This window comes from Micromonospora sp. CNB394 (assembly GCF_000374985.1).
GTDB classification, from domain to species: domain Bacteria; phylum Actinomycetota; class Actinomycetes; order Mycobacteriales; family Micromonosporaceae; genus Micromonospora; species Micromonospora marina.
In genome coordinates, this window is record NZ_KB895841.1 from 78,605 (window position 1) to 101,116 (window position 22,512).

Genomic DNA, 22,512 nt, shown 5'->3' on the forward strand with positions numbered 1-22,512 from the left:
CTTAGCGACGCGCCGCGCTGGGTACCGATACGGATAGACAGCAAACGCGGAGGTGAACCACATGATTCAGAAGCGGATCGCGCAGTGGGCGGTCATGGCGGTCGCCGTGCCGCTGGCGGCGGCCGGCGCGCGCCGGCTCAGCCACACCCTGGAGGCCCGTCGCGGCCCGTCCGGGGTGAGCCGTCTGCTGACCAAGGGCGCCGACCTGATCCGGCCGCAGAAGGCCAAGCGTCGCCGGTTCTTCTGACCGCGACGTCCGGCCGAGGTGGCCGCGGCCACCGTCCGGCCCGAGCATGACGCCCCGCATCCGGCTTTCCCGCCGGGCGCGGGGCGTCGCGCTCTACGATCGGCGCAGGGCGCGCCGCCGGGTGCGCGCCCGCCACGGGGGTGGAGGATGCGCGATCTCCGGTACGAGATGACTGCTGCCCTGGCCGTCGCCGACCTGGTGGAGCCGGCCGCCGGCTGGGCGCCCGAGCCGGACGGTCAGCGGGCCTGGTGAGCCGTCCGGCTGGGCTGGGGCGGCCGGGGCCGGGGTCGATGCGGCCCACGTCGGTGCGGCTCACGCCTCCACTTCGGAGCGGTCGCCCGCCCAGAGGGTGTGGAACGAGCCGTCCCGGTCCACCCGGTGGTAGGTGTGCGCGCCGAAGTTGTCCCGCAGCCCCTGGATCAGCGCGGCCGGCAGCCGCTGCGACCGCAGCGCGTCGAAGTAGGCCAGCGACGACCCGAAGGCCGGGGCCGGCACGCCCGCCCGGGCCGCGTCGGCCACCACCCGTCGCCAGGCCGGTACGCCGTCGCTGACCCGCTCGGCGAACCAGGGCGCGACGAGCAGCGTCGACAGGTCCGGCTCCGCGTCGTACGCCTCCCGGATCCGGTCCAGGAAACCGGCCCGGATGATGCAGCCACCCCGCCAGATGGTGGCCGTGCCGCCCAGGTCGATGTCCCAGTCGTACTCGCGGCTGCCGGCCCGGATGTGGTCGAACCCCTGCGCGTACGCGACGATCTTGCTGGCCAGCAGCGCGCGGCGCACGTCCTCGACGAACGCCTCCCGGTCGTCCACCTGCCACTCGTCGCCCGCGTCGGCGAACACGCGGCGGGCCGCCTCCCGCTGGTCGGCGTGCCCGGACAGCGACCGGGCGAACGTGGCCTCGGCGATGCCGGTGATCGGGATGCCGAGGTCGAGTGCGCTCTGCACGGTCCAGCGGCCGGTGCCCTTCTGCTCGGCCTGGTCGAGCACCACGTCCACGAACGCCTGCCCGGTGGCCGCGTCGGTGTGGCCGAGCACGTCGGCGGTGATCTCGATGAGGAACGACCCCAGTTCGCCGCCGTTCCACTCCCGGAAGATCTCCGCGATCTCCGCCGGGCTCGCCGACAGCCCGGCCCGCAACAGGTCGTACGCCTCGGCGATGAGCTGCATGTCGGCGTACTCGATGCCGTTGTGCACCATCTTCACGAAGTGGCCCGCGCCGTCCGGCCCGATGTGCCGGCAGCAGGGCTCACCCTCCACCTGCGCGGCGATCCGCTCGAAGATCGGCCCCAGCTTGCGGTACGACTCGGCGGACCCGCCGGGCATGATGCTCGGGCCGAGAAGCGCGCCCTCCTCGCCGCCGGACACGCCCGTGCCGACGAAGTGCAGCCCGTGCTCGCGCAGCGCCTCCTCCCGGCGGCGGGTGTCGGCGAAGTGCGCGTTGCCGCAGTCGACGACGATGTCCCCCTCCTCCAGCAGCGGGACCAGCTCGTCGATCACGGCGTCGGTGGGCGCGCCGGCCTTCACCATCACGATCACCGCGCGGGGCCGCTCCAGCGAGCCGACGAAGTCCGCGAGCGACTCCGACGGCACGAACGTGCCCTCGTCGCCGTGCTCGGCGACGAGGCTGCGGGTACGTTCCGGCGACCGGTTGTGCACCGTTACGGCGAAACCGTTGCGGGCCAGGTTCCGGGCCAGGTTGCGGCCCATCACCGCCAGACCGGTGACTCCGATCTGCGCCGTCGCCTGCTCTGCCATGCGTACCGCCACCTCTCGTTCGTGCTGCTGTGCCTGCGACCGTATCGCGATCGGCGACGCGGTGGACCGGGTCGTCGACGGGCGGTGAGTTCCCGGTGGCTGCGGGTGCGCGTCCGGTACCTCGGCTCCGGCGGTTCCGTCGCTGCGGTCCGGCAACCGATCAAGGGTGCTGCCGCCGGCCGCCCTGATCGGTTCCGCGGCCCGCCTGACGAACGCCGGCGTGGTCACTCGAAGGTGGCGGCAACACCGGTCCGGCCGGATATCTCCCCGACGATGCGTGGATCCACCCGGTGATGGTGCGTGCCACAGCTCGCCCTCCTCATGCGACGACGCCGGTGGGTGGCAGTGCGTCCCCTCGCGTTAATTCGGATGCGGGGCGCTCAGGCCGCGGGATAGCGTGACGGCATGCGTAAGTGACGCCACATCTCCGAGCCCGGTCCACTGCCGCCAGTGCCGTGGATCCGTCCTGCTCCGGGCGTCCGCATCCCTTTCCGCCACCGTCGGTAGCGGTGTCTGTCGCGATCGGATCGCACCGGAGCCCTCGCTCGGCGCGTCCCGATCGGCGCGCCCGTACGACAGGAGGCCCGCGCATGCCAGCGAAGCGTAACCCAAAGAAATCCCGCAAGCAGTCCGCGCCGCAGGTGACCGCGCCGAACCTCGACGTGCTCACAGCGACGCCGCCAGCGGTGGTGCTTCCCACCGAGCCCGGGTCGCCGGTCGGTTCCCCGGAGATCGCGGTCCCGCCCGGCGCGTCCACGACGCCGCCCCGCTCCGGTCCACCGGCCGGACGGCAGCCGCGGCTGACCGGGCGTAGTCAGCGGGCCGGCCAGACCCGGTTCTACGCCTTCCGCCGCAGCTGACCTACAGCCCGATCCCTGCCGTTGCTCGCCGGGCGGGCCCGACAACGGAGCCTGCCCCGGCGGGCGTCACCCGCTCCTTCCCACCGCGGGCCAGCCCTGCGCCTTCCGCGGTCCCCGGCGACCCTATGGGGGCCACTCCGTACCAAGGTCTCGCCCGGTCGTGGTTGACCATGAGGTTGGCGGCGACAAATCGGGCACTCTTTGCCGTCAAGTTCATGGTCAACGGGGCGAGGGTGGGCGCTGGGCTGGCCGGGGTGGGCCGGGTCAGCCGATCAAGGGGCGGAAGGTGCCCAGGGCGATGCTTGTCGCCAAGGCGGCTCCGGCCAGGAGGGCGGCTCCGGCGACCAGCAGGGTGTCGGCGCGGGTGAAGCGCTGGGGGCGGGCGACAGTGCGCGGGGTGCCCGCGTCGAACCCCCGGGCGTCCATCGCCACCGCCAGCCGGGTGCCCCGCCGGATCGCGCCCACCAGCAGCGTGAACGCGGTGGACGCGAACAGCCGCAGCTTCGCCACCGGGTTGCGTCCGGCGTCCACGCCGCGCGCCCGGCGGGCCAGACTGATCATCCGCCACTCCTGTTCCAGCAGCGGCACCATCCGGAACGCGGCGAGCGCCCCGATGGCGAACCGGGCCGGCGCCTTCGCGTTCTGGATCAACGCGTCGGCCAGGTCGGTCGGATCGGTGGTGGCGAACACGACGATGCCGGGCAGGGCCACCGCGACCATCCGCAGCACCAGCCCGAGCGCTGTCGTCAGCACGCCCTCGGTGACCAGGATCGGCCCGGCCTGGAGCAGTACCGGGCCGGAGCGGTCGGCCGCGAAGAGCACGAGTGTGACGAGGATGCCGACGGCGCCGGCCAGCAGCGGCCAGGCCCGCCGGGCCAGCACCCGGTAGCGGACACCGAACAGCGGCAGCACCGCGAGTTCGACGGCGATGGCGATGGCCGGTGCCACCGGGTCGAGCGTCGCCACCAGGATCACCGTGAAGACCAGCGCGGCGGCCAGCTTCGCCACCGGGTTGCGGCGGGCCAGCGGGGCGCCGGGTACGGCGACCAGTTCGAGGCCGATCACGGCACACCTCCGGCAGCCGGGCCGTCGTCGCCCGCGCGCGCGGCCTCGGTCACGCCGGTCGCGGACCGCCCGTCGGGGGAGCGTTCCGCGCCGGACGGTGACCGGTCCAGGGTGAGTGTCCGGTCGGCCAGCGCGGCGACGAAGTCCTCGTCGTGGGTCACCGCCACGACGCCGTGACCGGCGTCGCGCAGCTCGGCGAGCAGGTCGACCAGCTCCAGCCAGGTGCGCCGGTCCTGGCCGAACGTGGGCTCGTCGCAGATCAGCAGGCGGGGCGCGGTGGCCAGCGCCGTCGCCACGCTCAGCCGCCGCGCCTCGCCACCGGAAAGGGTGTACGGGTTGGCGCCCGCCAGCTTGTCCAGCCGCAGCCGCTCCAGCAATCCGTCGACAGTGGCGGTCACCGCCGTGTCGGGCTGACCGGTGCGGCGGGGGCCGAGCGCCAGCTCGTCGCGGACCGTGGCGGTGACGAACTGGTGCTCCGGGTCCTGGAACACCGAGCCGATCCGGCGGACCAGCGCCGGTGCACGCCAGCGGTGCGGGGGAGTGCGCGCGTCCCGCCCGGCGAGTTCCGCCGACGCAGTCACGGTGCCGGTGCCGGGTTTCAGCAGGCCGCCCAGGAGCAGCGCCAGCGTGGACTTCCCGGCCCCGTTCGGGCCGAGGACGGCGAGCGCCTCGCCGGCGCGTACCCGAAGGTCGGTCGGGGCCAGCCGGGGTGGGAGGCCGAGCCGGCCGGCGGTGAGCAGCACGTCGCCGGGCGGCGCGGCGGCGTGCCGGGGTGGCGCGACGTGCCCGGGTACCCAGACTCCGGTGGCCGCCAGCGCGTCGCCGTGCGCGGCGAAGACCGTCTCGGGCGGCCCGTCGGCGCGGACCCCGCCGCCGGGTTCGAGCACCACGACGCGGTCGACCAGCGGCAGGGCCTCGGTGACCCGGTGCTCGACCAGGATCATCGTGGTGTCCGGGTCGAGCGCGTTCGCGACGGCCCGGCGGATCAGGGCGGCACCGGCCGGGTCGAGGTTCGCGGTGGGCTCGTCCAGCAACAGCAGTCCGGGGCGCAGCGCGAGCGTGCCGGCCAGCGCCAGCCGCTGCTGCTCGCCGCCGCTGAGCGCGGCGGTCGGGCGGTCCCTGTCGTACGGGAAGCCGACCCGCCGCAGCGCCTCGTCGACGCGGGGCCAGATCTCGCCGGCCGGTACGCCGCGGTTCTCCAGCCCGAACGCCACGTCGTCGCCGGAGCGGGCCATGACGAGCTGGGTCTGCGGATCCTGGAACAGGATGCCGACGCGCTCACGCGCCTTGCGCGGGTCCAGCCCGTCGATCTCGACGGCACCCTCCTGCTCGCCGGAGTCCTCCGGCAGCAGCCCGGCCAGCGCGGCCAGCAGCGTGCTCTTACCGGCCCCGGAGGGCCCGAGCAGCAGCACCCGCTCGCCGCTCTCCACGCGCAGATCCACGCCGCGCAGAGCCCAACGTTTCCGTCCCCCGTGCCGCCACCCGAACCCCCGCAGCACCACAGCGCTCACGAACCACCCACCCCCTCTCCCGGCCCAGCTCGTGTGATCAAGGAGTTCGCGTCCGGGAAACCATGCCCGACGGACGCGAACTCCTTGATCACCGGGGCGGAGTGAGCCGTCAGACCAGGGCCCGGTCGCGGCCGGCGGGGAAGCGGTCCAGGACGCCGGTGTTCGCCAGCGCGCGGGTGAGGACCACGGCGCCCAGGCCCGCCACCAGCAGGCAGCTGAGCACACCGAACGCGATGTACGGCAGCCGGAACGTGGTCCAGCTCGTGGCCGGGTACCAGTAGAGGACGTCGAACACGGTGGCGAAGAGGCCGCCCGCCGCCCCGGCCAGCGCCGCCGTGACCGGCCGGTAGCTGCGGTACCGGGTGGCCGCGAAGACGCTCTCCACTCCCAGGCCCTGCACCGCGCCCTGGAGGATCGCCATCGCGCCGTACGGGGAGCCGAGCAGCACCGAGACGGTCGAGGCGACGGTCTCGGTGAGCAGCGCCGCACCCGGCTTGCGGACGATCAGCGCGCTCAGCACGGCCGGGATGAGCCAGACGCCGTACATGACCGACTGGAGCGGGGCGAAGAAGGCGAACGGCCCGTCGCTGCCCTTCCAGAGGATGTTCCAGAGCTGGAACACGACGCCGAAGGCGACGGCGATGACAGAGGCGACGACGATGTCGACGGTACGCCAGCGGTTGCTGTCGGTGTGGTTCACGGATGGCTCCCAGTTCGTCTAGGTGAACCAGGAGAAGACGCACGCCGCGCCCGGTGGTCACCGGACGGCGACGCGGCTGGAGGTCGACCGAACTCCCTGCGCTGGCATTACCCAGATCAGGTTCGAGGGTCTGCGGGCACCGGCCCGCACTCTCAGCGCTGTGCGCTCCCCTGTCGGATGTGAAGTTGTCTCGTCGCAGACGCTAGCACCGACGACGGTCTCCGGCCCAGTAGGGCGAGTGTCGGTATGGTGGCGATCATGCAGGTGGATGCGCGGGGACTGACGTTCGAGGTGCGCGCTGGCGGCCCCGAGGGGGGTGACCCCGTCCTGTTGCTGCACGGCTTTCCGCAGCACTCCGGCGAGTGGGACGCGGTCACGCCCGCGCTGCACGCCGCCGGGCTGCGCACGTACGCGCTCGACCAGCGCGGCTACTCGCCCGGCGCGCGCCCGGCGGACGTCGGGGCGTACCGGATCCCCGAGCTGGTGGCCGACGCGGCGGCGGTGCTCGACGCCCTCGGGGTGGCACGCGCACACGTGGTCGGCCACGACTGGGGCGCGATCGTGGCGTGGGGCCTGGCGGCGGCCCACCCGGAGCGGGTCCGGACGCTCACCGCGGTGTCGGTGCCGCACCCCTCGGCGATGGGTCACGCGCTGGCCACCGACCCGCGGCAGAAGGTCAAGTCCGCCTACATCGCGTTGTTCCGCAAGCCCGGTATGGCGGAGAAGGTGCTGCTGGCGTGGCACGGCGCCACGCTGCGCAAGCTGCTGAGCGGCGTGGGCGACGCCGGTACGGTCGCCCGGTACGCCGAGCCGATGCGCGAGCCGGGGGCGTTGACGGCGGCACTGAACTGGTACCGCGCGATGACCGGGGCGGACATGAAGGGGGTCGCCCCGGTCGGGGTGCCGACCACGTTCGTGTGGAGCGACAAGGACGTGGCGATCGGCCGGACGGCCGCGCAGGCGTGCGCCGCGCACGTCACGGGTGACTACCGGTTCGTGGTGCTGCCAGGGGTCAGCCACTGGATCCCGGACGAGGCACCCGGCCCGCTGGCCGAGGCGATCCTCGCCCGGTGCGCAGGAACGGAGGAGGCATGACGGTGAGCGCCGACGCGTACCTGGCGGTGGTGACCGAGACGATCGGCCGGGTCGCGGCCGAGCAGCGGCAGAACGTGGCCGACGCGGCCGACCTGATCGCGGCGGCGCTGCGCGCCGACGGTGTGGTGCACGCGTTCGGCACCGGGCACTCCGAGGCGCTGGCCATGGAGATCGCCGGTCGGGCCGGCGGTCTGGTGCCCACCAACCGGATCGCGTTGCGTGACCTGGTGCTGATCGGCGGCGACCCGGCCGACGTGCTCGGCCCGAAGCTGGAACGCGACCCGGCCGTGGCGCACCGCCTGTACGAGTTGGCGCCGATCCGGCCGCAGGACGTGTTCGTGCTGGCCTCGAACTCGGGCGTGAACGGGGCGATGGTCGAGTTCGCGTCCGTGGTGAAGGAACGCGGGCACGGCCTGGTGGCGATCACGTCGGCGCAGCACTCGGGCCGGATGACCTCGCGGCACCCGTCCGGCCGCAAGCTCGCCGACTTCGCCGACGTGGTGCTGGACAACGGCGCCCCGTACGGCGACGCCACGCTGCCGCTGCCGGGCGGCGGCGCGGTCGGCGCGGTCTCCTCCATCACCGCGGCGCTGCTCGCCCAGCAGATCGTGGCCGAGGTGGTGGCCCGGCTGGTCGCGGCGGGGCGGCGCCCGCCGGTCTACCTGTCCGCGAACATCACCGGCGGCGACGAGCACAACGCCGAGCTGGAGGCACGGTACGCGGGTCGGATCCGCCGCGGTTCCTGAACCGGTTTCGTGATCGCTCCTGCGGGGCACAGGCGGTCCTGCCGGTGGGCGTTTCCCCACCGGTCGTGCCGTCTTCACCGGAGGTTCACGAGGTGTCCAAGGAATCCGAGAAGCAGCGCTGGCAGCGCAACTTCGCCGACCTCTTGCAGGAGCTGCGGGTCGCGCAGACCGGCGTGCAGATCCTGTTCGCCTTCCTGCTGACGATGCCGTTCAGCAACGCCTTCACCCGGACCACCAACTTCCAGCGCGACGTCTACATCGTGGCGTTGCTGGCCGCTGCCGCCGCGGCCGCGATGATCATCTCGCCGGTCGCGTTCCACCGGGCTCTGTTCCGTCAGGGGCGCAAGCCGGAGCTGGTCCGCTTCGCCCACCGGATGGCCTCGGGTGGCCTGTTCTTCATGCTGATCGCGATGGTCAGCGCGGTCCTGCTGGTCACCGACTTCGTGCTGCCCCGGCCGGTCGCGTTCGTGCTCAGCGCTGCTACCGGGATCTGGTTCCTGACCTTCTGGGCGATCCTGCCGTTCAGCCGCCGTAACTGGGGCGAGGACGACATCGACGACGAGGACGATGACCCGCAGACGCTGTCCGGCGACTGACGGTCCGCCAAATCGGACGTGCACGCGACGCTACCCCTGGGTAACACCCGGGGGTAGCGTCGTTTTCGTCGCACGCGTCGACGCAGCCGGACCGACGAGGAGGCAGCCGTGACCACGACACAGAACAGCCGGCCCGAGTCACCAGACGGTGCGGGGCCGCTGCCCACCGAGGCGGGCCAGGTCTCCGAAAAGGAGGCCCGGCAGGTCGCCGAGGCGGCCCGCGAGTCGGCCTGGGACCGGCCGAGCTTCGGCAAGGAGTTGTTCCTCGGCCGCTTCCGGCTCGACCTGATCGACCCGTGGCCCCGCCCCGACCCGGCCGAGGTGGCCCGCGCCGACGAGTTCCTCGGCGCGCTGCGCGCGTACCTGACGTCCGAGGTGGACGGCGAGGCGATCGAGCGGGACGCGCGCATCCCCGACGAGGTGTTCCACGGCCTGGCCGGGCTCGGCACGTTCGGCATGAAGATCGACCGGAAGTACGGCGGGCTGGGGCTGAGCAACCTGCACTACTGCCGGGCGCTGATGCTCGTCGGCTCGGTGAACCCGGCGGTCAGCGCGCTGCTCTCGGCGCACCAGTCGATCGGCGTGCCGCAGCCGCTGAAGATGTTCGGCACGCCCGAGCAGAAGGAACGGTTCCTGCCCCGGCTCGCCGCCGGTGAGGTCTCCGCGTTCCTGCTCACCGAGCCGGACGTCGGCTCCGACCCGGCCCGGCTCGCCACCACCGCCGAGCCGACGGCGGACGGCACCGGCTACCGGCTCAACGGGCTGAAGCTCTGGGCCACCAACGGCACGCTCGCCACGCTGCTGGTGGTGATGGCCCGGGTGCCGGCCGGCGAGGGGCGGCGCGGCGGCATCACCGCATTCGTGGTGGAGGGCGACAGCGACGGCATCACCGTGGAGCGGCGCAACTCCTTCGTCGGGCTGCGTGGCCTGGAGAACAGCCTCACCCGGTTCCACGACGTGTTCGTGCCCAAGGAGAACGTGATCGGCGGCGAGGGCAAGGGCCTCAAGATCGCGCTGACCACATTGAACACCGGGCGGCTCTCGCTTCCGGCCATGTGCGTCGGTGCCGGAAAGTGGGCGCTCAACGTGGCTCGCGAGTGGGCGGCGGACCGGGTCCAGTGGGGCCGCCCGGTGGGCGAGCACGAGGCGGTGGCGAAGAAGCTGTCGTTCATCGCCGCCACCACGTACGGCATGGAGTCGATGCTCGACCTGTCCTGCATGCTCGCCGACGACGACCGCAACGACATCCGGATCGAGGCGGCGCTGGTCAAGCTCTACGCCAGCGAGATGGCCTGGCGGATCGCCGACGAGCTGATCCAGATCCGCGGTGGCCGCGGCTACGAGACGGCCGACTCGCTCGCCGCCCGGGGGGAACGGCCGGCCGCCGTCGAGCAACTCCTGCGCGACCTGCGGATCAACCGGATCTTCGAGGGCTCCACCGAGATCATGCACCTGCTGATCGCCCGCGAGGCGGTCGACGCCCACCTGTCCGTCGCGGGCGACATCATCGACCCCGACGCCGGGCTGGGCCGCAAGGCCAGGGCGGGCGCGCGGGCCGGCGCCTTCTACGCGAAGTGGCTGCCCACGCTCGCCGTCGGCAAGGGACAGACGCCCGGGGCGTACCAGGAGTTCGGGCCGCTGGCCGGGCACCTGCGCCACGTCGAACGGACCTCCCGCAAGCTGGCCCGGTCGACGTTCTACGCGATGTCGCGGTGGCAGGGAAAGATGGAGCGCAAGCAGGCGTTCCTCGGCCGGGTGGTGGACATCGGCGCGGAGCTGTTCGCGATGAGCGCGGTCTGCGTCCGGGCCTACGCCGAGCGGGACGCGCACCCGGAGAACGTCGAGCTGGCCGACCTGTTCTGCCGGCAGGCGCGGCTGCGCGTCGACGAGCTGTTCACCGGGCTGTGGTCGAACACCGACTCGGTCGACGTGGCCGCCGCCAAGCGCATCGTCGCCGGCCGGTACGCCTCGGTGGAGGAGGGTGTCGTCACGCCACCCGCCGACCTCCCCTGGGTCGCCCGCTGGGAACCGGGGCCGTCCACCGAGCAGGACGTCCGCCGTCGCATCCCGCCCACCGGCTGACCATCCGCCGCTCCCGTGCTGTGCCCGCGCGGCGGTCGTCCCGCCCGGACGGCCGCCGTCCGGGGTGGCGGTCGTGTGTCGGTGCGTGGAGGAAGGACACTCTTCTCCGCGTTATGACCCTCGGTCATGAATAGGACTGGGAGTCATAACGCGGGGAGTGCGTCGGCCCCGGGAACCGGGAGGTCAGCGGCCTCCGCGCAGCCCCAGTTCGCGCAACTCCAGCGCGGCGAGCGCGTCGACGGTCGCGTCGTCGCCGCGCCGCCACGCCTCGGCGACGTCGGGCGCGATCCGGGTCAGCTTCGACAGTGGCTGGCCGGCCAGCGCGCGCAGCGCCAGCAGATCCCGGCCGGCCGGCACGCCGGCCAGGGCCTTCGCCGCGCCGGCCCGGCGCATCCAGCGCAGGCGCAGCGGCAGCCAGCCGAACAGCACCAGGCCGAGCGGGAACACCAGCACCGCGATGGTCAGCCCGAGCGCGAGCTGCCCGACCAGTTCCTGCTGGTCGCGGCCCGCCTCGGCTACCGAGCGGGCGGCCTCGGCGGCCCGGGTGAACGGCGCGGTCAACTCGTCGCCGACGATCGGGACCCGACCGACCTTGCCGCCCGCGTCGGCCAGGTTGTCGGCGAGTCCGCCGCCGGCCCCCTCCAGCTTCTGCCCGGGTACGGCGAGCTTCTCGACCAGGTCGTGCAGCCACAGCGCGAAGCGGATCGCCGCGTACACCCAGACGACCACGAGCAGGTCGGTGAGGAACTGGCGGACGGCGACGGGAAAACGGTCGGCGTAGATCTTCACGCCGGACAGCGTCCCACGGCACGGGCGCGTCGGCACCTGGCCGATTTCCCGCTCAGTGCGACCCTTCGTCGGCGTGACTGACCGCATCCGCCACGATGTGCGCGACGTGGTCGTCGACCAGGGCGTACGCGATCTCCCGGCCGCGCCGCGACCCGCGCACCACGCCGGCGCCGCGCAGCACCCGCAGGTGCTGGGAGACCAGCGGCTGCGGCGCGCCGAGCTTCTCGACCAGTTCGTGTACGCAGCGTTCCCCCGCGGCCAGCTCGCTCACGATCGCGAGCCGGATCGGGGCCGAGAGCGCGCGCAGCAGGTCGCCCGCGCCCTCGAAGGCGTCGTACCCGTTCGTGCCGGTCGTCACCCCGTAACGGTAACCAATCCCAGGCGCGTCGGCGGCTAGGGCCTCATCGCAGCAGCACCTCGTGCTCGGCCGGCTCGGCCGGCGGCGTCGCCCGGTCGGTCCGGGTCCGCCGCCGCAGCGCCCGCAGGCCCGCCGCCGCGAGCGCGACCAGCAGGAACGAGCCGATCGCCACGAGCACCACCGACGCGCCGGGCGCGGTGTCGGCGGTGGCGGCCACCCAGACCCCGGTGCCGGCGGCGAACAGGCCCAGCGCCATGGCCGCCGTCATGGTCGACCGGAAGCCCCGGGTCACCTGCTGCGCGGTGGCCACCGGCACCACCATCAGCGCGCTGATCAGCAGCACCCCGACGGCCCGCATGGCGATGGTCACCGTGACCGCGGTGCCGACCGCGATGAGCAGGTTCAGCGCCCGCACCGGCAGGCCGGACACCCGGGCGTACTCCTCGTCGTGGCACACCGCGAACAGGGCCGGGCGCAGCACCAGCATGGTCACCAGCAGCACCACGCCGAGCACGCCGATGGTGATCAGGTCGGTGCGGGAGGTGGTGGTCAGCGACCCGAACAGGTACGCGTTGAGCGACCCGGTGCTGGCGTCGGAGAGCCCGACCAGCATCACGCCACCGGCGATGCCGCCGTAGAACAGCAACGCCAGCGCCAGGTCACCGGAGGTGCGCCCGTACGCGCGGACCAACTCGATAAGCACCGCGCCGAGCGTCGCGGCGATCACCGCCACCAGCACGGGGGAGTGGTTGAGCAGCAGTCCCGCGCCGACGCCGGTGAGCGCCACGTGCCCGAGCCCGTCGCCGATCAACGCCAGCCGGCGCTGCACCAGGTAGATGCCGAGCGCCGGGGCGGCCAGCCCGATGATCAGCGCGCCGACCAGGGCGCGGAGCATGAAGTCGTACTGGAAGAGGTCCATCTCAGATGCCTGTCCAGAGCCGGGCCGGCTCCTCGTCGCAGTGCGGGTGCACGTGCTCGTGGCCCGGGTCGGCGTGGTGGCCGGCCGGTTCGGGCACCGCACCGTCGTGGGCGATCCCGCCCTGGTGCACCACCACGGCCCGGCTGATCAGCGGGCGCAGCGGGCCCAGCTCGTGCGCGACGAGCAGCACCGTGCCCCCGCCGTCGCGGAACGCGCGCAGCGCCGAGGAGAACGCCTCCTGGCTGGCCGCGTCCACCCCGGCGGTCGGCTCGTCGAGCACCAGCAGCTCTGGCCCGCCGGCCAGCGCGCGGGCGATCAGGGTGCGCTGCTGCTGGCCGCCGGAGAGCGTCGACACCGGGTCACCGGCACGGTCGGTGAGCCCGACCGCGTCCAGCGCCGCCGCCACCGCCTCCCGGTCCGCCCGGCCGGCGGGCCGCAGCACGCCCCGGCGGGCCAGCCGCCCGGACGCCACCACCTCGCGCACCGTGGCGGGCACCCCGCTGCCCGCGCCGAGCCGCTGCGGCACGTACCCGATGCGGTGCCACTGCCGGAAGCGGCGCTGCGGCGTGCCGAACAGGGCGACCGACCCGGCGCCGACCGGCACCAGGCCGAGTGCGGCGCGCACGAGGGTCGACTTGCCGGAGCCGTTGGCGCCGAGCACGGCGACCACCTCCGCAGCGGTCACCGTCAACGAGACGTCACGCAGCACCGGGCGGCCGTCGTAGCCGACGGTGGCGTGCGCGATCTCGATCACGGGTGGGGTCACGAACAGCCCAGCGCGGTTCGCAGGGTCTGCAGGTTGGTGCGCATCGCGGAGAGGTAGTCGCCGTCGGCGGGCGGGCCCTCCAGCGGGTCCAGGACGGCCGTCTTCGCCCCGACCTCACGCGCGATGGTCTCGGCGACCTTCGGGCTGACCAGCGTCTCGAAGAAGATCGTGCCGGCCTGGTGTTCCCGGGCCTCCTCGGCGACCTCGGCGAGCCGCTGCGGAGACGGCTCGGCCTCCGGGGTGAGCCCGCTGATGCCGATCTGCTCCAGCTTGTAGCGGTCGGTCAGGTAGCCGAACGCGGCGTGGCTGGTGACGATCTCCCGGCGCTGGCAGGTGCGCAGGCCGTCGGCGTACTCGGTGTCCAGCTTCGTCAGCTCGGTGCGCAGCGCGCCGGCCCGCGCGGTGTAGTCGGCGGCGTGGTCCGGGTCGGCCTTGCCCAGGCGTTCGGCGAGCTTGTCGCCGATCGTGGCCAGCCGGGTCGGATCGAGCCAGACGTGCGGGTCCTTGCCGCCCTCGTCCTCGGCGTGCTCGTCCTCGGCGTGCTCGTCCTCGGCGTGCTCGTCCTCGGCGTGCTCGCCCTCGCCCTCGCCCTCATGGTCGTGGTCGTGGTCACCGGCGGCGGCGTCCCGCAGCGGCGTCACGCCCGCCACGTCGAACGCGTGGTCGCCGCCGTTCTGCTCCACCGCCTCGTCCACCGCCGGCTGGAAGCCGCTGAGGTAGACGACCAGGTCGGCGTCGACGACCTCGCCGACCTGTCGTGGGTTGAGTTCCAGGTCGTGCGGCTCGGCGCCGGGTTTGGTCAGGTTGCTGACCGTGACCGCGTCGCCGCCGATCCGCTCGGCGAGGAACTGGAGCGGGTAGAACGCGGCCACCACGCCGACCTCGCCCGGCTGGCTCACGTCGCCTGAGTCGTCCGCACAGGCGGTCAGGCCGGCGGCGGCGAGTAGGGCGGCGGCTGTGGTGGTCAGGATGCGGCGGGATGTGCGTACGGTCATGGACTCAACTGTCCGTGACAACGAAAATTATTGTCAAAAACGCATGATTGCATGTCAGCGCAGATGAGATCCGTCCGCGCCTCAGCCGACCGTGAGCTTCGCCAGCGCCACCGCGACCAACAAGGTGAGCATCACCAGCCGGAGCATCCGGGTCGCCGGGGCCTGCACCGGCCAGGTGACCGACATCAGCCAGACCAGCCCGCCGGCCAGCACGAGCAGCAGGCCGCCACCCGCCGGGCCGGGCGCGAACAGGCCGACGAGCACCAGGGCCAGCGCGGCCAGGAACACCACCGTCGGGTTGAGCCGTGCCAACCGGGCCAGCCCGGGACTCTGCGTACGCTGCATGCCACAGACTCTACGAGGAGGAACCCCGTGCTGGTCACCAACCGCTTCGTGGTGGAAGCCGAAACGGTGGACGAGTTCACCCGTGCGGCGCACGACGCGCTGGCCGCGCTCGCCGCCCGCCCCGGCTACCTGCGCGGTGAACTGCTGCGGGCGCTCGACGACCCGGACCACTGGCTCCTGGTCACCGAGTGGGAGTCGGTCGGGGCGTACCGGCGGGCACTCGGCGGGTTCGACGTCAAGGTCACCGCCGTGCCGCTGCTCGCCCGATCGATGGACGAGCCGTCGGCGTACGAGACACTCGCCAGCGCCGCCCCCGACGGTGAGATCGTCGTCGCCGCCAGCGATCGTGCCGCAGGTCCGTACCGCTGAGTGCCGGGGCACTACCCTGGCGCGTATGACCGCTCCCGGACCGGCCGCGCCGCCCCCGTCATCAGTTCCGCCCGCGCTGCCGGCGGAACCCGGGGTGCCCGCGCCGCCGCAGGGGCCCGGCGCCGCGCCGCCGTTCGCCGCCCCACCCACCGAGGGTGGGCGGACCCGGCTCTGGCTCGGCCTCGGCGCGGGTGCCCTCGCCGTGCTGATCTGCTGCGGCGGGGGCGGCACGGCGGTGGTCGGCCTGGCGGTGAGCAACGCCCAGGCGATCGGCGAGCAGGGCCGGGCGGTCACGAACGACTACTACCAGGCGCTCGTGGCCCGGGAGTGGTCGAAGGCGTACGACACGCTCTGCGACGACCTCCGCCGGCGTGAGCCCCGGCGGGAGTTCGAGCGGCGGGTGGCCACCGAGCCGCAGGTCTCCGGCTACCGGGTGGGCGATGTCGACCTCGCCACGCTCACCGTGCCGGTGGACGTCACGCTCGCCGGCGGCCGGCGGGAGGCGCAGACCGTGACGCTCGCGCCGGACCAGCAGACGGGCGGCGTGGAGGTCTGCGGGGTGAGCTGACCGGGCCCCGGTATTCTGCTGGGCTCGGGACGGACACGACCGTACCGTTGTCCCGAACAGCCCGGTTCCATCCATCTCGACCGCGCCGACCGCCAGCCGGCGTAGGAGGAAACATGCCAGCCGACCGTATCGACGCCGTCACCAGCCTCGCCAAGCGCCGGGGTTTCGTCTTTCCCTCCAGCGAGATCTACGGGGGCACCCGGTCGGCGTGGGACTACGGTCCGCTCGGCGTCGAGCTGAAGGAGAACGTCCGCCGGCAGTGGTGGCGGACCATGGTGCAGCAGCGCGACGACGTCGTCGGCCTCGACTCGGCGGTCATCCTGGCCCGCAAGGTCTGGGAGGCCAGCGGCCACATCGCCGAGTTCGTCGACCCGCTCACCGAGTGCCAGTCCTGCCACAAGCGGTTCCGGGCCGACCACCTGGAAGAGGCGTACGAGGCCAAGCACGGCAAGCCGCTGACGTCGCTGACCGAACTGAACTGCACCAACTGCGGCAACAAGGGCACCTTCACCGAGCCGAAGATGTTCAACGGCCTGATGAAGACCTACCTGGGCCCGGTGGAGAGCGACGAGGGCATGCACTACCTGCGCCCGGAGACCGCCCAGGGCATCTTCGTCAACTACAAGAACGTGGAGACGGTCGCCCGGAAGAAGCCGCCGTTCGGCATCGCGCAGACCGGCAAGTCGTTCCGCAACGAGATCACCCCGGGCAACTTCATCTTCCGGACCCGTGAGTTCGAGCAGATGGAGATGGAGTTCTTCGTCGAGCCGGGCACCGACGAGCAGTGGCACGAGTACTGGCTCTCCGAGCGCTGGAACTGGTACCTCGACCTGGGCCTGTCCGAGGAGAACCTGCGCTTCTACGAGCACCCCAAGGAGAAGCTCTCCCACTACTCGAAGCGCACCGTCGACATCGAGTACCGGTTCCGGTTCGGTGGCAGCGAGTTCGCCGAGCTGGAGGGCATCGCCAACCGCACCGACTTCGACCTGTCCACGCACAGCAAGCACTCCGGCGTCGACCTGTCGTACTTCGACCAGGGCAAGGGCGAGCGCTGGATCCCGTACGTGATCGAGCCGGCCGCCGGCCTCACCCGCGCGGTGCTGGCGTTCCTGCTCGAGGCGTACGACGAGGACGAGGCGCCGAACACAAAGGGCGGCGTGGACAAGCGCACCGTGATGCGCTTCGACCCGCGGCTGGCCCCGGTCAAGGTCGCCGTGCTGCCGCTGTCGCGCAACGAGGCGCTGTCGCCGAAGGCCAAGCAGCTCGCCGCCGACCTGCGTAAGCGCTGGGTGGTCGAGTTCGACGACTCGCAGGCGATCGGCCGCCGCTACCGCCGGCAGGACGAGATCGGCACGCCGTTCTGCGTCACCGTCGACTTCGACACGCTCGACGACAACGCCGTCACGGTCCGGAACCGGGACACCATGGCCCAGGAGCGCGTCTCGCTGGACCAGGTCGAGCGCTACCTGATCGAGCGCCTCCCCGGCTGCTGACTCGATGTAAGGAAGGGCCCCTTCTTAACGTCTCGCGTAGAGAAGGGGCCCCTTATTAACACCCGTCGCCGGGGGAGATCGGCTCCGCCCGTACGCCGGTCGCGGCGCCCAGCCCGCGCCGGGCCTCGTACGCGTCCTCCACCGTGCGCCGCACGCGGCCCGGCTCCCGGCGGATCTGCGCCGGCGTGAAGTGCAGGATGAGCACCCCGTGCCGGCTCAGCTCGTTGTGCCGGTCCAGCGTCCGCGCCCAGTCGTCCGGGCTGAGGTGGTACTCCCGCGAGTCGACCTCCAGCGCCACCGCGCAGTCGGCGAGGTAGCCGTCCGGCGTCGGCAGCCGGGCGCCGTCGGCCGCCGACAGCCGTGGGTTCCACAGGATTCCGCCGAGCACCCCGCTGCTGCTCAGACACTCCCGCAGCTCCGTCTCCGGCGCCGAGCGGACCCCGTCGGTGATCTCCGCGAACGCCTTCCGGATCAGGGCGGTGCGGCTACGCCGGGCCCGGCGGATCTCCGCGTCCAGGGCGTCCAGGTCGGTGAACCCGCGCTGCACGGCCTCGGCCACCGTCGCCCGTACCGGCCGTAGCCGGCGCAGGTCGCGAGCGGCGTCCACCACCGCCCGGGCCGGCGAGCACACCGGGTACAGCGCGGTCCGCCGGGCCCGCGGATCAAGCTCCAGGGCCCGCGCGATCACCGCGTGACCGGCCGATCGGCGCCGCACGTGGTGCGGCAGGATCAGGTGTACGTCAGCGGTGCGCGGGCTGTGCCGGAAGCCGTACCAGATCAAGGCGGCGAGACCGGTGAGCTGCGCGTCGGCGCCCGCGTAGAGCGCCGCCGAGATGCGTCGCTGCTCGTCGGTGAGGGTGCCGGTGACGAGCGCGTACGTCGCCGGCAGGACGCGCTGCCACAGGCCGCGCCGGGTCTGCCGGTACAGGTACATGTCGTCGTATCCGACGCCGAGAAGCTGCGTCCGGGTGACGATCTGCTGCTGGCGTTCCGCCAGGTCGCTGAGTTCGGGTGGTTGTTCGCGCATGCCGGGCAGCCTGCGCGCTCGGCCCGTCCCCTTCCTGCCCGCCGGCCCGGCCTGTGGACAGCGGACCCCGTTGTGGAGAACGTCCGCGTGGCGGGCCGGCTGTGATATGTGCCCTGTTAAAAAGGGGCCCCTGCTCTACCGGAGACGTTAAGAGGGGGCCCTTCCTTACACTTGGGCGGTGACTGCCCCGACCCTGCCCGCGTTGACCATCGGGCCGCACCAGGTCTGGCCACCGGTGGTGCTCGCGCCGATGGCCGGGATCACCAACGTGGGTTTCCGCCGGCTCTGCCGTGAGCAGGGCGGTGGCATCTACGTGTGCGAGATGATCACCACCCGGGCGCTCGTCGAGCGGAACCCGAAGACGCTACGCATGATCGCCTTCGGCGTCGAGGAGCAGCCCCGCAGCCTCCAGCTCTACGGCACCGACCCGGAGATCACCGCCGCCGCGGTGCGGATCGTGGTCGAGCGTGACCTGGCCGACCACATCGACCTCAACTTCGGCTGCCCGGTGCCCAAGGTGACCCGCCGGGGCGGCGGCTCGGCCCTGCCGTGGCGCCGCCGCCTGTTCGCCCGGCTGGTAAAGGCCGCCGTGGACGCCGCGTCGCCCGCCGGGGTGCCGGTCACCGTCAAGATGCGCAAGGGCATCGACGACGACCATCTGACGTACGTCGAGGCGGGGCTGGCGGCCCAGGACGCGGGCGTGGCGGCGGTCGCCCTGCACGGGCGTACGGCCGCGCAGCGTTACTCCGGCACCGCCGACTGGGACGCGATCGCCACGCTCAAGTCGGCGCTCGACGTGCCGGTGCTCGGCAACGGCGACATCTGGGAGGCCGACGACGCGCTGCGGATGGTCGCGCACACCGGCGTGGACGGCGTGGTGATCGGGCGCGGCTGCCTGGGCCGGCCGTGGCTGTTCGCCGACCTGGAGGCCGCGTTCAACGGGAGACCCGAGCGGTGGCTGCCGAGCCTGGGTGAGGTGGCGGTGACCATGCGCCGGCACGCCGAGCTGCTGGTGGAGCAGTTCGTGGCGGGTGCCCGCAACCCGGCCCGGGGGGAGCGGGACGGCTGCACCGACTTCCGCAAGCACGTCGCCTGGTATCTGAAGGGCTTCCCGATCGGCAGCGAGCTGCGCCGCTCGCTCGCCATGATCGAGAGCCTGGCGCAGCTCGACGACCTGCTCGGCAAGCTGGATCCGGCCGTACCGTTCCCGGTGGAGAACCTCGGGCAGCCGCGTGGCCGCACCAACTCCCCGGGCAAGGTCTTCCTGCCCGACGGCTGGCTGGCCAGCCGCGACGACGACACCCCGCCCGACGGCGCCGAACTGGACGACTCCGGCGGCTGATCCCGGACACGCCTGACCCCGGACACGCCGAAGGGCCCGACCCCCGCAGTGGGGTCGGGCCCTTCGGTGTTCGGTCAGGAGCTGTAGCCGCGGCTGGCGATCCAGCGGGCGAGCTCGTCCACGTCCATCCGGTAGGAGGCCTGGTCCGGGTTCGCCGAGTCGGCGATCGTCACGACCTTGCCGCCGTCGCGGTAGCCGACCACGCTGATGTAGTGGCCACCCTCGAACGCGTGGGTGTTGCCGTCGGTGTCGGTCGCGGTGCCGGCGATGTTCGCCACCACGGCCCGGCCGTCGTCCACCGTGCGCACCACGTCGGCGCGCAGCTTCTCCACCTTGTCGCCGACCTCGTCCACCGGGATCTCGGTCGACTTGTAGACGTCCTTGCCGGTCTCCTTGTTCAGCACTGGCGTGATGTCGTTGATGGAGTTGGTGCCGGCCTCGGTCGTGCCCATCTCCTCGGCCATGGCGTGCACGTCGATGTTCTTGCCCTGCACGCTCAGCGCGTTACGGGCCGCGGCCGGGCCGCAGAAGTAGAAGTTGGGCTGCGCCTCGTAGCGCACGTCCAGCTCCCGCTCGCCGTGCTCGCGATCGGTGGTGACGACCTGGGCGGCGCGCTCGGCCGGGGTGGCCTGGGCGGCGATGGCGGGGCCGGCGATGCCGCCGGCGGTGGCGGCGATGCCGGCGACGGTCAGAGCGGTCTTGCGCAGCAGAGTGGTAGCCATGATCAGTTGCCTCTCTGTCGGGGGTTCGCGGCGATGGGGGATGCCGCGGAGAAAGATCAGGTGGCCCGGGATGTGCGTCGGGCCGGCGGCTCGCTCGGGCGGCCAGGGGGTTGGCCTGCTCGGCGGCTCCGGGGGATGTAACGACCGGCGTCGCGGCCTGATTCCCGGCCCACGGGGCGGGCGGTCGGCGGGTGCGGCGCGGTCTGCCATGTACAACGCCCCGCGCCCGCCCCCGATTCCACCCCACCGGTGACCCCGGCCACCCCGATTCCGGACATCGACCCCACCCAAACCACGGTCAGGGGGTGGGGGTGGTACGGCGCGTGTGGGGGGTGGGCTGGGTGGGGATGCCTGGGTTCTTGTGGGGCCAGGGGATCTCCGGGGAGGGGTGGAAGCTGATGCCGGCGGTGGTCCAGCGCGGGCCGTGGGCGGCCAGCCGGCTGCGGAACCCGGACCAGTCGTGCGTCTCGCGCGGCGACCAACCGAGTTCGGCGACGGCGGGCAGGCGTGGGAAGAACATGTACTCGACCTCGGTGAGCGTCGTGACCGATTCGGTCCACAGCGGGGCCTCCACCCCCAGCACCGCCTCGGCCGGCACGCCCCGCACGTGGCTGCCCGGATCCCACTCGTACGCCCGGCGTACGTCGATCAGACCGGCCCAGTCGTGCCCGATCGGGGTGTCCGGGGCGTACTTCATGTCCAGGTACGCGTGGTTGCCGGGGGAGAGGATCAGCCGGGCGCCCCGGCGTACCGCGTCGGCGGTCTGCGGGTCGTCACCGTCGGTGCCCCACCACTGCAGGACGCGCCCGTCGACGTGTGCGGCCGGGGCGAGCTGGTGCCAGCCGACGACGGTCTTGCCGGTGGCGGCGACCAGCCGCTGCGCCCGCTCCACGAACGCGCGGTAGCTGCCGGCCGGCACCTTGAACGCCTCGTCGCCGCCGAGGTGCAGCCAGGGTCCGGGGGTCAGCGCCGCCACCTCGCCGACCACGTCCGCGACGAAGGCGTACGTCCGCTCGTCGGCGGGGTCGACGAAGCTGAACCCGACCTCGGTGCCGGTGTAGGGCGGCGGCGCGATCTTGGTGGGTGCCAGTTCGGGGTACGCGACGAGCGCCGCGTTGGTGTGGCCGGGCAGGTCGATCTCGGGCACCACTGTCACGTGGCGGCGGGCGGCGTACGTGACGATGCGGCGGTAGTCGTCACGGGTGTACCAGCCGCCCGGGCCGCCGCCGACCTCCGTCGCGCCGCCGGCCTCGGTGAGCCGGGGCCAGGAGTCCACGGCGATCCGCCAGCCCTGGTCGTCGGTGAGGTGCAGGTGCAGGTGGTTGAGCTTGTAGCGGGCCAGGTGGTCGACCACCCGCAGCACGTCCTCGACCGCGAAGAAGTGGCGGGCGACGTCGAGCATCGCGCCCCGGTAGGCGAAGCGCGGCCGGTCGACGATCGTGCCGCCGGGCACCGCCCAGCGCGCGGCGACGGCGGTCGGGCTCTCGATCGGCGCGGGCAGCAGCTGCCGCAGCGTCTGCGCGCCGTGGAACAGCCCGGCCGGGGTGAGGGCGGTGACCCGGACGCCGCCGGTGGTCACGTCGAGGCGGTAGCCCTCGTCCCCGAGGCGCGCACCGTCCGCCGCGCCGGAGGTGGCGGCCGGAACGGCGTCCGCCGGCCCGGCGACGTCCGCCGGGGAGAGCGTGAGCGTCAGCGGGCCGTCCTCGGTGGTGTCGGTGACCGGGAGCGGGAAGCCGGTGGCCGGGCGCAGCCAGCCGGCGAGTTGTTCGGCCACGTCCCGCCCGGTGGGGCTGACCCGCAGCACCGCGTCCGCGCTCAGCGTGAAGTCACCGGCCGGGTCCGGGCGTACCTGCTCGGGCGCCGGCACCAGGTCGCCCAGCCGGACCGGCGCCGGTCCGGCCAGCGTCCCGGCGGCCCGGCCCTCCGCGGCCCGGGCCAGTTCGGCGGCGGGTGCCGGCACGCCGGGCAGTGGCACGGCGGGTACGTGGCGGGAAGGGCTGGTGGAACGGGTGTCGGACGGCTGCGGCCCGGTCTCCGGGGCGGCGGGGTTGGTCGGCACGGCGACGCTCCGAGGGGTGTATTCGCGCGGGATATGGCAAAGGTCAGGTTCCGCGAGATGCAGTGACGTCAAGGGTACGAGGGGAATCCGACTTGCGTGATCG

At 73.0% G+C, this 22,512-nt stretch carries 23 protein-coding genes and 1 riboswitch; of the genes, 10 read left to right on the forward strand and 13 right to left on the reverse strand.

Going from position 1 to position 22,512, the window contains the following annotated elements; all coding sequences use genetic code 11:
• The first annotated feature begins 61 nt into the window (after positions 1–61).
• Complete coding sequence (locus C569_RS0118910; RefSeq protein WP_026268349.1) at positions 62–247, forward strand: hypothetical protein; 186 nt, start codon at positions 62–64, stop codon at positions 245–247.
• A gap of 312 nt (positions 248–559) precedes the next feature.
• On the opposite strand, the gene gndA is transcribed toward C569_RS0118910, so the two are convergent.
• Entirely contained in the window at positions 560–2,002 is a 1,443-nt protein-coding gene (gene gndA, locus C569_RS0118920; protein ID WP_026268350.1) for an NADP-dependent phosphogluconate dehydrogenase, read from the reverse strand.
• A gap of 590 nt (positions 2,003–2,592) precedes the next feature.
• On the opposite strand from gndA, the gene C569_RS0118925 reads away from it, so the two are divergent.
• Complete coding sequence (locus C569_RS0118925) at positions 2,593–2,862, forward strand: hypothetical protein (protein ID WP_026268351.1); 270 nt, start codon at positions 2,593–2,595, stop codon at positions 2,860–2,862.
• 264 nt (positions 2,863–3,126) lie between these two features.
• Here the strand turns inward: C569_RS0118925 and C569_RS0118930 are convergent, their stop codons facing one another.
• The 3 genes from C569_RS0118930 to C569_RS0118940 form a co-directional block, all read right to left on the reverse strand.
• Entirely contained in the window at positions 3,127–3,927 is an 801-nt protein-coding gene (locus C569_RS0118930; RefSeq protein ID WP_018787346.1) for an energy-coupling factor transporter transmembrane protein EcfT, read from the reverse strand.
• The gene (locus C569_RS30580) at positions 3,924–5,438 is read right to left on the reverse strand and encodes an ABC transporter ATP-binding protein (protein WP_231394833.1); all 1,515 of its coding nucleotides are present in this window, start codon (positions 5,436–5,438) and stop codon (positions 3,924–3,926) included. The genes C569_RS0118930 and C569_RS30580 overlap by 4 nt, the downstream gene beginning before the upstream one ends.
• Positions 5,439–5,547: 109 nt before the next feature.
• The gene (locus tag C569_RS0118940; RefSeq protein WP_018787348.1) at positions 5,548–6,138 is read right to left on the reverse strand and encodes an ECF transporter S component; all 591 of its coding nucleotides are present in this window, start codon (positions 6,136–6,138) and stop codon (positions 5,548–5,550) included.
• 75 nt (positions 6,139–6,213) lie between these two features.
• Positions 6,214–6,320, reverse strand: a riboswitch (TPP riboswitch).
• Positions 6,321–6,396: 76 nt separating this feature from the next.
• Between C569_RS0118940 and C569_RS0118945 the strand changes: the two genes are divergently transcribed.
• The 4 genes from C569_RS0118945 to C569_RS0118960 all read left to right on the forward strand — a co-directional run bounded on the left by C569_RS0118945 (position 6,397) and on the right by C569_RS0118960 (position 10,657).
• Positions 6,397–7,233 (forward strand): alpha/beta fold hydrolase, encoded by an 837-nt coding sequence (locus C569_RS0118945; RefSeq protein ID WP_026268352.1) that lies wholly within the window; start codon positions 6,397–6,399, stop codon positions 7,231–7,233.
• The gene (locus C569_RS0118950; RefSeq protein WP_018787350.1) at positions 7,230–7,979 is read left to right on the forward strand and encodes a sugar isomerase domain-containing protein; all 750 of its coding nucleotides are present in this window, start codon (positions 7,230–7,232) and stop codon (positions 7,977–7,979) included. Before C569_RS0118945 ends, C569_RS0118950 begins: the two co-directional genes overlap by 4 nt.
• 92 nt (positions 7,980–8,071) lie before the next feature.
• A complete protein-coding gene (locus C569_RS0118955; protein WP_018787351.1) occupies positions 8,072–8,575 on the forward strand; it encodes a DUF6328 family protein in 504 nt (167 codons plus the stop codon).
• A gap of 108 nt (positions 8,576–8,683) precedes the next feature.
• Positions 8,684–10,657, forward strand: a complete 1,974-nt coding sequence (locus C569_RS0118960) for an acyl-CoA dehydrogenase family protein (RefSeq protein WP_018787352.1) — start codon at positions 8,684–8,686, stop codon at positions 10,655–10,657.
• Positions 10,658–10,840: 183 nt separating this feature from the next.
• On the opposite strand, the gene C569_RS0118965 is transcribed toward C569_RS0118960, so the two are convergent.
• From C569_RS0118965 to C569_RS0118990, 6 genes are all read right to left on the reverse strand, one after another.
• The gene (locus C569_RS0118965) at positions 10,841–11,446 is read right to left on the reverse strand and encodes a hypothetical protein (RefSeq protein ID WP_018787353.1); all 606 of its coding nucleotides are present in this window, start codon (positions 11,444–11,446) and stop codon (positions 10,841–10,843) included.
• Between the two features lie 52 nt (positions 11,447–11,498).
• Positions 11,499–11,804: a metalloregulator ArsR/SmtB family transcription factor gene (locus C569_RS0118970; protein WP_018787354.1), complete on the reverse strand. Its 306-nt coding sequence runs from the start codon at positions 11,802–11,804 to the stop codon at positions 11,499–11,501.
• A gap of 43 nt (positions 11,805–11,847) precedes the next feature.
• Positions 11,848–12,723, reverse strand: coding sequence for a metal ABC transporter permease (locus C569_RS0118975; RefSeq protein ID WP_018787355.1), 876 nt, complete (start codon positions 12,721–12,723; stop codon positions 11,848–11,850).
• A gap of 1 nt (position 12,724) precedes the next feature.
• Positions 12,725–13,489 carry a metal ABC transporter ATP-binding protein gene (locus C569_RS0118980; RefSeq protein ID WP_026268353.1) on the reverse strand — a complete coding sequence of 255 codons (765 nt, stop codon included), beginning with the start codon at positions 13,487–13,489 and terminating at the stop codon, positions 12,725–12,727.
• A complete protein-coding gene (locus tag C569_RS0118985) occupies positions 13,486–14,484 on the reverse strand; it encodes a metal ABC transporter substrate-binding protein (RefSeq protein ID WP_018787357.1) in 999 nt (332 codons plus the stop codon). Before C569_RS0118985 ends, C569_RS0118980 begins: the two co-directional genes overlap by 4 nt.
• A gap of 81 nt (positions 14,485–14,565) precedes the next feature.
• A complete protein-coding gene (locus C569_RS0118990) occupies positions 14,566–14,829 on the reverse strand; it encodes a DUF6703 family protein (protein WP_018787358.1) in 264 nt (87 codons plus the stop codon).
• A 27-nt stretch (positions 14,830–14,856) separates the two neighbouring features.
• On the opposite strand from C569_RS0118990, the gene C569_RS0118995 reads away from it, so the two are divergent.
• The 3 genes from C569_RS0118995 (at position 14,857) to C569_RS0119005 (ending at position 17,259) form a co-directional block, all read left to right on the forward strand.
• Positions 14,857–15,198, forward strand: a complete 342-nt coding sequence (locus C569_RS0118995; protein WP_018787359.1) for an antibiotic biosynthesis monooxygenase — start codon at positions 14,857–14,859, stop codon at positions 15,196–15,198.
• Between the two features lie 94 nt (positions 15,199–15,292).
• Positions 15,293–15,766 carry a hypothetical protein gene (locus C569_RS0119000; protein ID WP_018787360.1) on the forward strand — a complete coding sequence of 158 codons (474 nt, stop codon included), beginning with the start codon at positions 15,293–15,295 and terminating at the stop codon, positions 15,764–15,766.
• A gap of 113 nt (positions 15,767–15,879) precedes the next feature.
• A complete protein-coding gene (locus tag C569_RS0119005) occupies positions 15,880–17,259 on the forward strand; it encodes a glycine--tRNA ligase (RefSeq protein WP_018787361.1) in 1,380 nt (459 codons plus the stop codon).
• A gap of 55 nt (positions 17,260–17,314) precedes the next feature.
• Here C569_RS0119005 and C569_RS0119010 read toward each other — a convergent pair whose 3' ends face one another.
• Positions 17,315–18,286 carry a type IV toxin-antitoxin system AbiEi family antitoxin domain-containing protein gene (locus C569_RS0119010; RefSeq protein ID WP_018787362.1) on the reverse strand — a complete coding sequence of 324 codons (972 nt, stop codon included), beginning with the start codon at positions 18,284–18,286 and terminating at the stop codon, positions 17,315–17,317.
• Positions 18,287–18,464: 178 nt separating this feature from the next.
• Between C569_RS0119010 and dusB the strand changes: the two genes are divergently transcribed.
• A complete protein-coding gene (dusB, locus tag C569_RS0119015; RefSeq protein ID WP_018787363.1) occupies positions 18,465–19,628 on the forward strand; it encodes a tRNA dihydrouridine synthase DusB in 1,164 nt (387 codons plus the stop codon).
• A 74-nt stretch (positions 19,629–19,702) separates the two neighbouring features.
• Here the strand turns inward: dusB and C569_RS0119020 are convergent, their stop codons facing one another.
• Both C569_RS0119020 and C569_RS0119025 read right to left on the reverse strand, forming a co-directional pair.
• Entirely contained in the window at positions 19,703–20,350 is a 648-nt protein-coding gene (locus tag C569_RS0119020; protein ID WP_018787364.1) for a C39 family peptidase, read from the reverse strand.
• Between the two features lie 298 nt (positions 20,351–20,648).
• Positions 20,649–22,409: a beta-N-acetylhexosaminidase gene (locus C569_RS0119025; RefSeq protein ID WP_018787365.1), complete on the reverse strand. Its 1,761-nt coding sequence runs from the start codon at positions 22,407–22,409 to the stop codon at positions 20,649–20,651.
• Positions 22,410–22,512 lie beyond the last annotated feature (103 nt).

Excerpts from the sequence above, each read along its gene's own strand:
- C569_RS0118910 (WP_026268349.1), top strand. The coding sequence starts at position 62 with ATGATTCAGAAGCGGATCGCGCAGTGGGCGGTCATGGCGGTCGCCGTG.
- gndA (WP_026268350.1), bottom strand. The coding sequence starts at position 2,002 with ATGGCAGAGCAGGCGACGGCGCAGATCGGAGTCACCGGTCTGGCGGTG.
- C569_RS0118925 (WP_026268351.1), top strand. The coding sequence starts at position 2,593 with ATGCCAGCGAAGCGTAACCCAAAGAAATCCCGCAAGCAGTCCGCGCCG.
- C569_RS0118945 (WP_026268352.1), top strand. The coding sequence starts at position 6,397 with ATGCAGGTGGATGCGCGGGGACTGACGTTCGAGGTGCGCGCTGGCGGC.
- C569_RS0118950 (WP_018787350.1), top strand. The coding sequence starts at position 7,230 with ATGACGGTGAGCGCCGACGCGTACCTGGCGGTGGTGACCGAGACGATC.
- C569_RS0118975 (WP_018787355.1), bottom strand. The coding sequence starts at position 12,723 with ATGGACCTCTTCCAGTACGACTTCATGCTCCGCGCCCTGGTCGGCGCG.
- C569_RS0118985 (WP_018787357.1), bottom strand. The coding sequence starts at position 14,484 with ATGACCGTACGCACATCCCGCCGCATCCTGACCACCACAGCCGCCGCC.
- C569_RS0118990 (WP_018787358.1), bottom strand. The coding sequence starts at position 14,829 with ATGCAGCGTACGCAGAGTCCCGGGCTGGCCCGGTTGGCACGGCTCAAC.
- C569_RS0119005 (WP_018787361.1), top strand. The coding sequence starts at position 15,880 with ATGCCAGCCGACCGTATCGACGCCGTCACCAGCCTCGCCAAGCGCCGG.
- C569_RS0119010 (WP_018787362.1), bottom strand. The coding sequence starts at position 18,286 with ATGCGCGAACAACCACCCGAACTCAGCGACCTGGCGGAACGCCAGCAG.
- C569_RS0119020 (WP_018787364.1), bottom strand. The coding sequence starts at position 20,350 with ATGGCTACCACTCTGCTGCGCAAGACCGCTCTGACCGTCGCCGGCATC.